Below are 12,545 nucleotides of genomic sequence, written 5' to 3' on the forward strand. Positions count from 1 at the left end.
GTTGTTGCCTGCATCATGTGTAAGAGGCATAATTCGTCTCGCTGTGTTGAACAAGAAGCCGCCCTGCCAGGCGGTTTTTTTTCGTCTAGCTTTTGGGCCTGGATGGATGATCAGGTGTATTTGGCATCTGTCTTTTTGGTGCTGCCCACTGGAGAATCTTGGCAATTGAGCAACCGCACTTAAGCTGCCTGATCGGTCCTGATTCGTCTTTCCTGGCTATCCAGTAGGTTTTCAATCGCCTTGCCAAGCTCATACCGAACTGCGGCACCCTTGGAAGCACGAGAAATCGTCGGCTGGGTGGTATCGCATTGCCTCGCGATATCCGCCTGCGAAAGCCCAAGCTGGAACAAGCGGGTCAACATTTCAGGGATTGTCATGTGGCTTACCTATGAGTTTATGCATGGATAATCATACGAACAAGCATAGTCTCATGCAATAGAATCGCTGGAATACGTTCGCGCATATGGGAAGTGTTATGTCCGTCGCTAGCAGGCTTAGGGCCAAAATGAGGGATCTGAGCCTCAGCGAAAGCGAGTTAAGTAGGCAGTCGAAGGTCCCTCAGCCTACGATCAATCGAATTCTCTCAGGAGAAAGCTCAAGCCCACGTCGCGGGACAATCGAGGGCCTTGCAAGAGCACTCAGCGTATCCCCTGACTGGCTAATGTTTGGCGTGAGCGCGCCAACTGATTCGAACGTTGCCATGTCGCTACAACCCTCAAGATCATTCGCCTATCCAGAAATCAGTTGGGTCCAGGCAGGCATTGCAAAGGAAGCCGCTGAAGTGGGAAATCTGTCCACCAGCCCTAGACATACCTCGGACGTCTGGGCCGGCGAAGAAGCGTTTTGGCTGCGCGTAGTAGGAGCTTCGATGACAAGCGCTACAGCCCATTCATTTCCTGAAGGCTCTTTAATCCTTGTAGCGCCGGACATTGAGCCCAGACCAGGTCAGTTTGTGGTCGCCAGAATGCTGGACACTGCCGAAGCTACTTTCAAGCAGCTCGTGAAGGATGCGGGCGAGCTTTTTTTGAAACCCCTCAATCCTGCCTATCCAATGAAACCGCTAGACGAACGCTGGGAAATCGTGGGTACAGTCGTTGACGGAAAAATGCCCAAATCAGTGTTCATGATGTAGACACCTACCGCCTCACGAACCCGCTGATAGCGGGTTTTTTTTAGCCAGAAATAAATTTATGCGGAATCGTATTGACTGAATTTATGAGCATTCGTATAGTTCTAGCCATTGGAACGCATAGCCCGTTTTGAAGCCGCTCTTTACACAACTTGACGTGACCACCTCGACGCACCCAGGCCCTCACCTGGGTCGGGACAAGCTAAGTCGTCGACCACGCAGCCTCTGGACAGCTGCCGGACTCCCCTCATTGGGAGGACGCCAAACTATGCAGCCAGCCGAGAAGAACACCGTTCACGAAATGTGTGACCCGGCCAGGTTGGGATAACCGCGGCACGGCATGGTTTGGATAGGTTTCACCGATTGGCCTGCGCACGCGGGTCAGACGGGAAACCAACCAAGGAGTAGGGCCATGCTGATACTAACCCGTAAGACAGGCGAAACCATCGTGATCAACGACAACATCCGCGTGAGGGTGTTGCAGATAAGAGGCGGTCAAGTACGAATCGGTGTCGAGGCACCGGCGGACATTGCTGTCCATCGGAGCGAGATTCATAAGCTAATTAATGGGGCTATGGAAAAGCCCCACGTCGCTGGACAAGTCGCACTTGGTCCGGTGCCTTCTAGTCAATCGTTGGACCTAACTAGGCGTACGGCGCAACGCTTTGCTGAGCAAAATTTCGCTGACCCTTGGATCTATTTTCAGCATTGCGACCCTTCTAGTGCATCACCACACTCCTAGAGATATCCGGCGGTCCCTTCAAGACGAATAGCACTTTCCGTGACAATCTCGGCCACCTCTACACTTTCTAACATTGTGACCTTACCGTCGCCGTCGACGCGATGTTGAGGTGCGTTCGACCAATATTCATAGGCGATACGCTCATACAATTCCCAAAAGCTGGACTGATTGCGCAAGTTCCGGCTTTGAAAAAGCGTAAAATCACCCCTATGCATCTTGGCAGCGGAATCGATTATTGTTGCCTCGTAAATTACACCAAACTCATTTACTTGACGCCCATATTTTCGAGCATCTTCGTAGCACTCGAACATAAAACAAGAGTGGAGCCTAGAGGGCTTTGACTCGAACTCACTCACTCGAATTCCTTCGAAAATCAACTCCCTAGCGAGAGCATAGAAATTTCCCTTCTGGCCCTCGGGCCCTGTCGAGTAACACCTTAAGTTTCGACCGTAATTCCCGGGCATAACAACCGTACCATCTCCCAGCATATTCGCAGCAACATGGAAATAACTTTTCATTTTATCTCTCGCAGTCGTGGGGATTGCGGAGACTACCACGGCCCGGCGTGGGTAAAAATCCGGGACTTCTCAACCCCATATGCTCAGTAGCTGAGACCACTCATGGAAAAGATTACGCGCGGCACATGGACTGGCCAACTAGGAAAGTCGCTGGCACCTCGCGAACTGGAGGCCCTACTCTGGGTCGCCCAGGGCCTGACAACCAAGGAAATCGCGCGGCGTATGGGCATCAGCCCCGGTACCGCCGCCAACCGTATCGAAACGGTGCTCTACAAGCTCGAGGTTGGGCGTCGCATCGAAGCGGTCACCAAGGCCATGGGCCGCCAGATCATCAGCCCTCTGTGCATTGTGCTGGCCGGACTGCTAGCTATACACGCTGTCCTGGGCGACACCGACCCCATGCGCCGCGATCGCCGCGCACCCGAGCGCCGCGAATCTTTCGTGCGCATCGCCCGCAAGGCTGAGGCCTTCGCCCACAACGCCTGACCCATATAGGATCATCCATGCAAACCATCATGCATCCTGCTTTTCAGGAAAAGTTAGCCGTGCTCGCGGCGCTGCTCGAGTACAGCCGTAATTTGCGGGCCGAGACCCGCGCCAAAATCGGCGTGCCGCGCTATCAGGTGGTAGGCAGAGGCCCAACGTGGGATGTGGTCGACATGGCTACCAATTCCGTGCAGGGCTTCGCTTTCAGCTACAAGGCCGCGCTGCGCTTCGCCTCAGCTATGGAGGCTGGCGCAGTCAGTAAAAGAGGACAACTAGGACAGGCCAAAACATCCCTGATGCGCACGAATGAGCGCGTGCAGAGCTGACCGATAAAGTAGCCACTTCTCTGGGGAAGGGTGGAGAAGTTGATGACGGCGAAAAGGTTTGCTGCACGTCAGCCAGTCAAGGGATTTCGACGGTATCAAGCGCCGCTCGTGTCAGCGACCCCGTAGTCAATGAAGCCAGCCCGCACCAATCACCGAGCAGCCCGCGACGGCGCTCAGGCTACCTACACGACAGGTTCGCCATGGAACTAAGCGCGTGACCAGCAACGAAAAGCTTAACGCCTCACTAGACCACAATCGGGCCTACTTCTACACCAGCCTCAGCTAGGGCACCGTAGGCAAGCTGCTTGCCCTCAGCCCACAGCGCCCGAACAAGCTGGAAATCGGTGTTGATTTCACCCGACAGCGTAGAAGCATATAAATCTAGTTCCCACCGAGCTTGGCAACACCGGCGCCAATAGCACTTCGATATGCTGCCGACTGGCCTGGTAGAACAAGCGAACAGCTAGCGGATGCTCACATCAACCGTCCAAACAGGCTCGCCGTCAACAGGACCGCTGTCAGATATAAAAGCGACCTGCACATGCGGATTTCGCTTACGGAATTCTTCGTCGAGGTAGGCTTGTGGCTCTGCAAATTCGAGCACTACTAAGTCATCATCCCGACGTTTGATTCGGTTGAACGTCAGGCCACCATCGAACTCTAGGATGTCGTCATCTGGAATACCCTGGAGTCGACGTTTCAATTCGCCAACAGTGAAAATATTATCGCTCATTAATGCTCCTTGTAAAAAGCCCTACGCCGGATTCCTGTAATACAGCATCCCAGATCAAATTACCACCCTACCGCATCCAGCCACGGTAAGCCGCACAAATATTTAAAAAAATTAGTGCCATAAGTCGCGGCTTGCGCTATCTATCGCCCTGATGGGATTCATTCAACTAATTGAGCCCGTAGGAATCTATTGAGCTCCCTGGCCAACTGGCTTTTCTGACTTTCCCCTTGAACTCGTACAGTGCCTGCGCTTACCACATGATTAAGATAGGCGTCCTTAAGTGCTTCTTTGAGAGATACATAGGCATCCACGACTCCCTGATCGAAGTAAAGCCTGACGACAGGGTCAACAACGTCAAGCTCTTTGGCGTTTTTCTCTGTTATGGCCTTTGCAGCACCACCTAGGACTACCTCAGCTTTAGACTCTAAGAGTGTCATGCGCGCAGCCTGAGCCTCTCGCAGCGACTTTTTATTAAGAGCTTTCTCAGTGAAGACGTTGACAAAGTAGCCGCCGACGACTGTTGCAGCTACAGGTCCAAGCCAGTCCCCAAACTTGCTAATAAAAGGAAGAAATTGAACGCAATCCATTAAACACCTGAGTAAGTAGAGAAATCTTAGGTCGCTCAAGAGAGCGGTATCATAATAAAGAGGTAGTCCATAGATGACTAGATCCATCCAGCCACTTACCAAATTTTAACAACAAAGTCTGCCTAGTGAAGGCGGCACTTGCATGGAGAATTTCCATGCCCCCCCCGGCTCTAGCCCTAGGCCAGTTTACAAGCTCTTCCACCCTCTTTCATCAATGACACCAACCTGCCGCTGCTGGCGGCGCTGGAGCCCCTATGCATATCGAAGACTCCGGTGACGTTGACAAAGTCACCGAACAACGCATGGCCGATCTTCTCGGCTGCACCAAACGCGCCTTGGAAGGCCGCCGGCTCCGCGCCGCGATCCCCGAGGGCGTATGGATGAAGCACGGCGGCCGAATTATTTACAGTAAAAAGAGGTACGACGAATGGCTGGAAAGCCAATGGATTTACCCCCAGGGATCGACATTCATCATGGATCGCTCCGACTCCGGTTCATGTGGGAAGGTACTCGCCGAAGTGAAACCCTTCCCTACCCCGCGTCACAAAAAGGCATCAAAGCTGCATCCCAGCTTCGCGATCAAATAACCAGCCTGGTCAAACTCAACCTTCTCGATCATGACAAATACGCGGAGTTGTTTCCCAGCTCCGCTGCTGTGATTGGCGGCATTCCAACGTTTGGGGAGTACGCGCAGTTGTGGCTGGATAGCCGGGAGATTACTGCCGGCACCAGGCTCAACTACAAGAGCACGCTGAACCTATATTGGGTGCCACACCTGGCGCTGGTGCGCATCGATCTAGTCACCTCAACGTTGCTCCGCAGGATCGTAGCGGCATCGAAGTGGACGTCGCCGGCGGTAAAGCGCAATGCGATGGTGAAGCTGTCGACCATCCTGCGCTCTGCGGTACTGGATGGCCTGATATCACGCAACCCGGCTGACTCGATCCAGCTGCCGGCCAGGACACGAAAAGAGGTTGATCCTTTCACCCTGGATGAAGCCAACGCAATCATCGCGCAGTTGTATGCACACAAGCATTGGCCCAGCCAGATCTATGCAGCGTTCTTCGAGTTTATGTTTTTCACTGGCTTACGGCTATCCGAGGGCCTGGCCCTGCGGTGGGACACCTTCGACCAGACGAAGAAGACTATCCATGTCCGGCGCACAATCGCCTTGGGCGTGGTTGAGGAAAGGACGAAAACGGGCAGAGATCGGTTCGTGTTGCTTAACGAAAGAGCGCTGCACGCTTTGGAGTTTGCCCGCCAGTACGCCGAGCGTCGTAAGCTGGGGAAAGGCCAGTTCACTGAATCGCCCTTCATATTTCCGCCTGGAAAGAACGGCGAGTTCGTCAAGCAGACCTCGGACGTTCACCATCAGTGGCGCCCTACCCTTAAGGCGCTGGGTGTCCGCTATCGACCACCGTATAACTGCCGTCACACCTATGCGACAATATGCTTAATGTCCGGTCTCAACCCCGCATTCATCGCCCAACAGCTCGGGCATAGCGTGCAGATGCTTCTGTCGACTTATGCACGTTGGATCAACTCAGCCTCTGATTGGCAGGAGCTCGAAAAGCTCCAGATTGGTCCCAAATTGGTCCCAGGCTGAAAAAGCATTCTGTAAGTTACTGATAGGTAAGGCAATTGATCTCCACCGCTAATATCACCATGCAGTTCGGCTCCAAGCCGCTCTTCGAAAACGTCTCCGTCAAATTCAACAACGGCAACCGCTATGGCCTGATCGGTGCCAACGGCTGCGGCAAGTCCACCTTCATGAAAATCCTCGGCGGTGACCTGGAGCCCAGCGGCGGTCAGGTCATGCTCGAGCCCAACACCCGCCTGGGCAAGCTGCGCCAGGATCAGTTCGCCTACGAAGAATTCAACGTCGTCGATACGGTGATCATGGGCAACGGCCCGCTGTGGAAGGTCAAGGCGGAGCGCGAGCGTATCTATTCGCTGCCGGAAATGACCGAAGAAGACGGCATGGCTGTCGCCGAACTGGAAACCGAGTTCGCTGAAATGGACGGCTACACCGCCGAATCCCGTGCCGGCGAACTGCTGCTGGGCCTGGGCATTCCGCTGGAACAGCACTTCGGCCCGATGAGCGAAGTGGCGCCTGGCTGGAAGCTGCGTGTGCTGCTGGCCCAGGCATTGTTCTCGGACCCGGACGTGCTGCTGCTCGACGAACCGACCAACCACCTGGACATCAACACCATCCGCTGGCTGGAAACGATTCTGACGGCGCGTAACAGCACCATGATCATCATTTCCCACGACCGGCACTTCCTCAACAGCGTCTGCACGCACATGGCCGACCTGGACTACGGTGAGCTGCGCCTGTTCCCGGGCAACTACGACGAGTACATGACCGCCGCGACCCAGTCGCGCGAGCAGTTGCTGTCGGACAACGCCAAGAAGAAAGCGCAGATCGCCGAGCTGCAGACTTTCGTCAGCCGCTTCTCGGCCAACGCTTCGAAAGCCAAGCAGGCCACCTCGCGCGCCAAGCAGATCGACAAGATCCAACTGGCCGAAGTCAAGCCGTCGAGCCGGGTCAGCCCGTTCATCCGCTTCGAGCAGACCAAGAAGCTGCACCGCCAGGCGGTGGTGGTCGAGAAGATGGCCAAGTCGTTCGACGACAAGGTGCTGTTCAAGGACTTCAGCTTCACCGTCGAAGCCGGCGAGCGCGTGGCGATCATCGGCCCCAACGGCATTGGCAAGACCACGCTGCTGCGCACACTGGTCGGTGAGCTGCAGCCGGATGCCGGTGCGGTGAAGTGGACCGACAGCGCCGAGGTCGGTTACTACGCGCAGGACCACGCGCACGACTTCGAAGACGACGTGACGCTGTTCGACTGGATGGGTCAGTGGGTCAGCGGTGAGCAAGTCATCCGCGGCACCCTGGGGCGCATGCTGTTCTCCAACGACGAGATCCTCAAATCGGTGAAGGTCATCTCCGGTGGCGAGCAGGGGCGCATGCTGTTCGGCAAATTGATCCTGCAAAAGCCCAACGTGCTGGTGATGGACGAACCCACCAACCACTTGGACATGGAGTCGATCGAAGCGCTGAACCTTGCGCTGGAGAACTACCCCGGCACGTTGCTGTTCGTCAGTCACGACCGTGAGTTCGTCTCCTCGCTGGCAACTCGAATCGTCGAGTTGACGCCCGAAGGCGTGGTCGATTTCAGCGGCACCTACGACGATTACCTGCGCAGTCAGGGTGTGGTGGTCTGATGCCGCTGGCCGCAAGAAACGGCGTCTAGGTGCAATGCCAGCCAGTTAAGATACACGCCTTGAGCCTTGGCTCGTAGGCTGCAGAATCCGATGCTTGGAAACGGGCGTCGGATTTTTTATGCGTCTAGCAAAAGTACTGCCCCTCACTCACGAAATGGCATTAAGACCAAATGCTCTTGGGGGAAGAGGTGTACGGTCCCGGAATGAGAGGGTACGGATTGATCGTGGATCGCTCCGGGTTTCTCGTCCAGTCTTCACAGATCATCTTGAACGGCGAGCGCCATCGTAAACCCTTGAAGTATCTGGCGAAGTTGTAAGCCATTACAAAAGCCAGTATGTGCACCTCTAATGCAGCGAAGTCGAGAATGATGAGCGGCCTTGATCGTGGCGTCTTTGATCATACGGCTCATGCGCTCGAGCTGACCGTTGGTCTATGGTGGTGAGCCTTGGTCAATGTTTATGCCGTGCTAGTGGCAGACGCGATCAAACATATGCCACCAAACTTATTGGTCGCGCCGTTGCGATAGCGAGGTGGCTCGATGAAGGCTGCACTATCGTCAGCCAGGGCAGTGTGGCAGGCCACATCCGAGCTTTCGATTCGACTTGTCTCGGACTGAACATCCAAGACACTGCGATTTGCTGGGACTAGGCACCTGGTAATTTTATCAGTAGCGCACGTTTAGAAATTGCCACAGCATGCGCCGTATACGGACATGAAACAAGGTGATTCTATGGGCAGCGAAAGTGAAGCCACGAAAATTTTCTTTAAATCTTCGGAGGGTGTCTGCTCTCTGTTAGACGATCAAGGAAATCGTACGTATTTGAAAGCTGGGCATGCGTTGCTAGCTGAAGTAAAGACGGAAGGTTCAACACCAATCGAGATTTGCATGACGGACAGGCTAGGCAGTGTACTTGGAATGCATGTTTCAGCAGCCAGTATTCCCTATATGCCTTATGGGTTCAGCGCGCCAAATTTCTTGGAAAGAAAAACGCTAGGCTTCAGTGGTGAGCTGCACGACGCCGCCGCACGGTGTTATTTATTGGGTGTGGGTTATCATAGGCCTTATAGTCCAGCCCTCATGAGGTTTATTCGTTCGGACGATGCAAGCCCATTTGGTGCGGGAGGTATAAACGCCTACGCTTACTGTGGTGGAGATCCTATAAACAATATCGATCCTTCTGGACACTCTTTCGTCAAATTCTTCAAGAACCTCTTGACTGATCGACCAAAAAGAAAAGCCAACGAGTACAAATCTTATGTATCGTCTCAATTGGAAAAACTAGAGGCGGTCAAGGTTTACGAGCTCCAAGGTGAAGGTATTCATAAAGCTGAGCAGGGGTATAACCAACACCTTAGGCTGACCAATGCCCTTAAAGAGATTACAATTTCAAAAAAACTATCCAAAGCGGCTCAACGCCATATGGATAAACATGGGCTTGACGCCACAGATAAATTGGAATCTTTTAATAGGCGAAGAATTTGGTTGGAAACTAAAAAATCCAAAATGGAATCCTATGCGATTGAATACCGGAAATACATAAAGGCGGCCGCTAAAGAAAATTCTGAATCTCGACAACCCCATCTGAACGCTGCGAACACACAGGTCAGGCAAGACACATCGAACATACAGAAGCCGAAAGGGCATTTTCAGTGGGAACAGCCATAATAGTTGCACGTGTTAATTTTTGGAATGATTAGAGCGCGTGCTTACTTTCTCAGAAGCAAGTGCAGTTTGAAAGGGCGCATCCAGGGTTCAGGCCGTACGACGTCGTGAAGTCGAGCTGAGCCCCGCGCGCCGAATCGAAAGCTTGCCGCCTCGCCACTTCCTGAACGTGAAGAACGTCGAAAATCCAGAGATCGAGAGTAGTACCCAGGACGCCCGCTTGGGGTCTGTCAACATGCTTATCGCAAAGCTGACAGCCCTTGAAAAGGTAATTGTGGTTGAGTTCAGCTGGCGTGCGATGACGCGTTCGGACAAGACACTGAGCCACCTATTTCATTACTTTCCATGACTTACCCCGCAGAGGCTTGCACCGCTAGTTAATGCACCACGTGATCAGCCAAACGCCCCTGAAGCGAAGCAGCAGCCAAGTGCGCCAAGTTTTGGCTCAACTGACTGACATTGGTGCCCAGGCGCCATTTTTCGTTACAGCAGAGCTGCTCAGCACTCGACGAACGCCACCGCCAAGCCACCCCGCGAGGTTTCCTTGTAGTTGGCGTGCATGTCGGCGCCAGTGTCGCGCATGGTGCGGATCACCCGGTCCAGCGAAATGAAGTGCTCGCCGTCGCCGCGCAGCGCCATCTGCACGGCGTTGATGGCTTTGACGGCCGCGATGGCGTTGCGCTCGATGCACGGCACCTGCACTAGGCCGCCGACCGGGTCACAGGTCAGGCCCAGGTTGTGCTCCAAGGCGATCTCGGCGGCGTTCTCGACTTGCGCCGGGGTGCCGCCGAGGATGTCGGCCAGGCCGGCGGCGGCCATGGAACAGGCCGAACCCACCTCCCCCTGACACCCCACTTCCGCACCGGAAATCGAAGCGTTCTTCTTGCACAGGATGCCCACTGCGGCAGCCGCCAGCAGGAAGTTGACCACGTCGTCGTCGCAGGCGCCGGGGTTGAACTTCATGTAGTAGTGCAACACCGCTGGAATGATGCCGGCCGCACCGTTGGTGGGCGCGGTGACCATACGCCCGCCGGCGGCGTTCTCTTCGTTGACAGCCAAGGCGAACAGGTTCACCCACTCCATCGCGCTCAAGGTCGAGCCGATGACGTTGGGTTTGCCGATTTCCTGCAAGCTGCGGTGCAGCTTGGCGGCGCGGCGCTTGACCTTCAGGCCACCGGGCAAGATGCCTTCGTTGTGCAGGCCGTTTTCCACACACTGCTGCATGGCGGCCCAGATTTTCAGCAGGCTGGAACGGATTTCTTCTTCACAGCGCCAGGCGCGCTCGTTGGCCATCATCAGTTGGCTGACGCTCAGGTGGTAGGTCTTGCACAAGGCCAGCAACTCGGCGCCGGAGGAAAACTCGTAGGGCAACTCGACCTGGCTGTCGGTGCTGGCCGGTGCATCGATCTCGCGCTCTTCAACGATGAAACCCCCGCCGACCGAATAATAGGTCTGGCTCAGCAGGCTCTGCTCGCCCTGCCATGCCTCGATCGTCATGGCGTTGGGGTGGTACGGCAGGCTTTCGTCGAGCAGACGCATGTCGCGGGCATAGTCGAAATCCACCGGCCGGCTACCGTCGAGCATCAGGCAGCGCTCTTCGTGCAGTTGCGCGATGCGCGGCTCGATGCTGTGCGGATCGATCTGATCGGGCCATTGGCCCATCAGGCCGAGGAGGCAAGCGCGGTCGGTCGCATGGCCGACACCCGTGGCCGACAGCGAGCCATACAAGCGCACTTGGACCCGTGTCACCTGTTCCAACAGACTGGCTGCACGCAGCGCCTGAGCGAAAGTGGCGGCGGCCCGCATCGGCCCCACGGTGTGGGAGCTCGAAGGACCGATGCCGATCTTGAACAGGTCGAATACACTGATAGCCATGCTAATACCTCGCGGTGCGACGCCCTGGGGCTGACGCACGGAGCCTGCGGAACGTAGATGTTTACTGTTGTTGAAGCCTATGGTGTTCCGCAGCGCTTACAATGACCAACGAAAATTCCTAACCAAGCCTTTAGCAGGACTAAACCATGAAGGGGCAGTTGAATGGCCAGGTGTACGTCTGGCTGCATGTGTTCGCCTGTGCCGGCCGGCATTTGTCGTTCACCCGCTGCGCGCAGGAGCTGCACATCACACCCGGCGCGGTCAGCCAGCAGATGCGCTTGCTCGAAGAGCGCCTGGGCTTTCGGCTGTTCGTGCGCCGTGCCCGTGGCGTGGAACTCACCGCCGAAGGCCAGCGTCTGGCGCAGACCGTCAGCGATGCCTACGGCAGCATCGAGGCCGAGCTGTTGCGCCTGGACGCCGGGGAAATCCGCGGCACCCTACGCTTGCGCTCGATCCCCTCGTTTCTGGCGAAATGGCTGACGCCGCGCCTGCCGCGCTTCCAGCAGCGCTACCCGGACATCGAGCTGCGTCTGGTGGCCGAAGACAGCAGCCAGGCGCTGGACCAAAGCGAATTCGACCTGGCCATCGACCTCAACGATGGCAGCTACCCGGGCATGCTCTCCACGCCACTGCTCGACGAACAGATCTTCCCGGTCTGCTCTCCAGCCCTGCTGCGCGGCCGCCCGCCCCTGCATGGCCCAGCGGACTTGGTGCACTACCCCTTGCTGCATGACATCACCGCCTGGCGCGGCAGCTCGGAATACGCCGAATGGGAGTTCTATCTGGACGGCATCGGTGCAGGCGGGCTCGACGTGCGCCGCGGCCATACCTTCAACCGCAACCACTTGAGCATTGAGGCCGCCATCGCCGGTGTGGGCGTGGCCATCGCCCGCCGTACACTGCTCAACGACGAACTGGAGCGCGGCGCGCTGATCGTGCCGTTCGGCGTGCCGATCCCCAACCATAAGCGCTATGTCCTGCTGTACTCCCAGGCCGGGCTGTTGCAGCCTGGCGCGCGGGCGGTGCACGACTGGTTGGTGGAGGAAGCGCAGCATTTCCGCGCGCTGCACCCGCTGGCGTTGGTCGATGCGGGTGGGCTGCAATGAACGCGGGCTTCAGGGTTGCACAGACGTTCCAGACGCGGTCGGCTAACGGCGGTTAGGCTGTAAGCGCGGTCTGGCCGAGCGCAGCCCATCGCACCTTAGGCATCGTCTGCGCGTTTGCCTGCCAGCACTGAGGTAGCGGCCGGATGCGCAC

13 protein-coding genes and 2 pseudogenes are annotated in these 12,545 nt (G+C 56.0%); 10 read left to right on the top strand and 5 right to left on the bottom strand.

Translation table 11 applies throughout. The annotated features are described in order from the left end of the window. Window positions 1-179: 179 nt before the first annotated feature. Complete coding sequence (locus ACSMEV_RS15525; RefSeq protein WP_459205946.1) at window positions 180-377, bottom strand: hypothetical protein; 198 nt, start codon at window positions 375-377, stop codon at window positions 180-182. A 98-nt stretch (window positions 378-475) separates the two neighbouring features. On the opposite strand from ACSMEV_RS15525, the pseudogene ACSMEV_RS15530 reads away from it, so the two are divergent. The 3 genes and pseudogenes from ACSMEV_RS15530 to csrA all read left to right on the top strand — a co-directional run. Beyond that, window positions 476-649, top strand: a pseudogene (locus ACSMEV_RS15530) (helix-turn-helix domain-containing protein); the annotation flags it as partial. A 51-nt stretch (window positions 650-700) separates the two neighbouring features. Beyond that, window positions 701-1,132 (top strand): S24 family peptidase, encoded by a 432-nt coding sequence (locus ACSMEV_RS15535; protein WP_314493270.1) that lies wholly within the window; start codon window positions 701-703, stop codon window positions 1,130-1,132. 409 nt (window positions 1,133-1,541) lie between these two features. Continuing rightward, a pseudogene (gene csrA, locus ACSMEV_RS15540) lies at window positions 1,542-1,715 on the top strand (carbon storage regulator CsrA); the annotation flags it as partial. A 152-nt stretch (window positions 1,716-1,867) separates the two neighbouring features. Here the strand turns inward: csrA and ACSMEV_RS15545 are convergent. Further along, window positions 1,868-2,227 (bottom strand): hypothetical protein, encoded by a 360-nt coding sequence (locus ACSMEV_RS15545; protein ID WP_459205947.1) that lies wholly within the window; start codon window positions 2,225-2,227, stop codon window positions 1,868-1,870. A gap of 264 nt (window positions 2,228-2,491) precedes the next feature. Between ACSMEV_RS15545 and ACSMEV_RS15550 the strand changes: the two genes are divergently transcribed. Beyond that, entirely contained in the window at window positions 2,492-2,875 is a 384-nt protein-coding gene (locus ACSMEV_RS15550; RefSeq protein WP_459205948.1) for a response regulator transcription factor, read from the top strand. A gap of 17 nt (window positions 2,876-2,892) precedes the next feature. Continuing rightward, entirely contained in the window at window positions 2,893-3,201 is a 309-nt protein-coding gene (locus ACSMEV_RS15555) for a hypothetical protein (protein ID WP_459205949.1), read from the top strand. A 463-nt stretch (window positions 3,202-3,664) separates the two neighbouring features. Here the strand turns inward: ACSMEV_RS15555 and ACSMEV_RS15560 are convergent, their stop codons facing one another. After that, the gene (locus ACSMEV_RS15560; RefSeq protein WP_459205950.1) at window positions 3,665-3,934 is read right to left on the bottom strand and encodes a hypothetical protein; all 270 of its coding nucleotides are present in this window, start codon (window positions 3,932-3,934) and stop codon (window positions 3,665-3,667) included. 158 nt (window positions 3,935-4,092) lie between these two features. After that, window positions 4,093-4,608 carry a hypothetical protein gene (locus tag ACSMEV_RS15565; RefSeq protein WP_459205951.1) on the bottom strand — a complete coding sequence of 172 codons (516 nt, stop codon included), beginning with the start codon at window positions 4,606-4,608 and terminating at the stop codon, window positions 4,093-4,095. A 167-nt stretch (window positions 4,609-4,775) separates the two neighbouring features. Between ACSMEV_RS15565 and ACSMEV_RS15570 the strand changes: the two genes are divergently transcribed. The 4 genes from ACSMEV_RS15570 to ACSMEV_RS15585 all read left to right on the top strand — a co-directional run bounded on the left by ACSMEV_RS15570 (window position 4,776) and on the right by ACSMEV_RS15585 (window position 9,416). Beyond that, the gene (locus ACSMEV_RS15570; protein ID WP_459205952.1) at window positions 4,776-5,108 is read left to right on the top strand and encodes a hypothetical protein; all 333 of its coding nucleotides are present in this window, start codon (window positions 4,776-4,778) and stop codon (window positions 5,106-5,108) included. Further along, window positions 5,018-6,127: a tyrosine-type recombinase/integrase gene (locus ACSMEV_RS15575; protein WP_459205953.1), complete on the top strand. Its 1,110-nt coding sequence runs from the start codon at window positions 5,018-5,020 to the stop codon at window positions 6,125-6,127. The genes ACSMEV_RS15570 and ACSMEV_RS15575 overlap by 91 nt, the downstream gene beginning before the upstream one ends. Window positions 6,128-6,162: 35 nt before the next feature. Continuing rightward, complete coding sequence (locus tag ACSMEV_RS15580) at window positions 6,163-7,749, top strand: ABC-F family ATPase (protein WP_459205954.1); 1,587 nt, start codon at window positions 6,163-6,165, stop codon at window positions 7,747-7,749. Between the two features lie 713 nt (window positions 7,750-8,462). Beyond that, a complete protein-coding gene (locus tag ACSMEV_RS15585; RefSeq protein ID WP_459205955.1) occupies window positions 8,463-9,416 on the top strand; it encodes an RHS repeat-associated core domain-containing protein in 954 nt (317 codons plus the stop codon). A gap of 495 nt (window positions 9,417-9,911) precedes the next feature. On the opposite strand, the gene ACSMEV_RS15590 is transcribed toward ACSMEV_RS15585, so the two are convergent. Next, window positions 9,912-11,288, bottom strand: coding sequence for an L-serine ammonia-lyase (locus tag ACSMEV_RS15590; RefSeq protein WP_459205956.1), 1,377 nt, complete (start codon window positions 11,286-11,288; stop codon window positions 9,912-9,914). Between the two features lie 146 nt (window positions 11,289-11,434). Here ACSMEV_RS15590 and ACSMEV_RS15595 point away from each other — a divergent pair, with 146 nt between their 5' ends. Continuing rightward, a complete protein-coding gene (locus ACSMEV_RS15595; protein WP_459205957.1) occupies window positions 11,435-12,394 on the top strand; it encodes a LysR substrate-binding domain-containing protein in 960 nt (319 codons plus the stop codon). Window positions 12,395-12,545 lie beyond the last annotated feature (151 nt).

The sequence above is a fragment of the Pseudomonas sp. MLB6B genome (assembly GCF_054508135.1).

What these genes read in the sequence shown, in the direction of transcription:
- ACSMEV_RS15595 (WP_459205957.1), top strand. Translation starts at nt 11,435, where the DNA reads ATGAAGGGGCAGTTGAATGGCCAGGTGTACGTCTGGCTGCATGTGTTC.
- ACSMEV_RS15565 (WP_459205951.1), bottom strand. Translation starts at nt 4,608, where the DNA reads ATGGATCTAGTCATCTATGGACTACCTCTTTATTATGATACCGCTCTC.
- ACSMEV_RS15560 (WP_459205950.1), bottom strand. Translation starts at nt 3,934, where the DNA reads ATGAGCGATAATATTTTCACTGTTGGCGAATTGAAACGTCGACTCCAG.
- ACSMEV_RS15585 (WP_459205955.1), top strand. Translation starts at nt 8,463, where the DNA reads ATGAAACAAGGTGATTCTATGGGCAGCGAAAGTGAAGCCACGAAAATT.
- ACSMEV_RS15550 (WP_459205948.1), top strand. Translation starts at nt 2,492, where the DNA reads ATGGAAAAGATTACGCGCGGCACATGGACTGGCCAACTAGGAAAGTCG.
- ACSMEV_RS15590 (WP_459205956.1), bottom strand. Translation starts at nt 11,288, where the DNA reads ATGGCTATCAGTGTATTCGACCTGTTCAAGATCGGCATCGGTCCTTCG.
- ACSMEV_RS15570 (WP_459205952.1), top strand. Translation starts at nt 4,776, where the DNA reads ATGCATATCGAAGACTCCGGTGACGTTGACAAAGTCACCGAACAACGC.
- ACSMEV_RS15555 (WP_459205949.1), top strand. Translation starts at nt 2,893, where the DNA reads ATGCAAACCATCATGCATCCTGCTTTTCAGGAAAAGTTAGCCGTGCTC.
- ACSMEV_RS15535 (WP_314493270.1), top strand. Translation starts at nt 701, where the DNA reads ATGTCGCTACAACCCTCAAGATCATTCGCCTATCCAGAAATCAGTTGG.
- ACSMEV_RS15575 (WP_459205953.1), top strand. Translation starts at nt 5,018, where the DNA reads ATGTGGGAAGGTACTCGCCGAAGTGAAACCCTTCCCTACCCCGCGTCA.
- ACSMEV_RS15525 (WP_459205946.1), bottom strand. Translation starts at nt 377, where the DNA reads ATGACAATCCCTGAAATGTTGACCCGCTTGTTCCAGCTTGGGCTTTCG.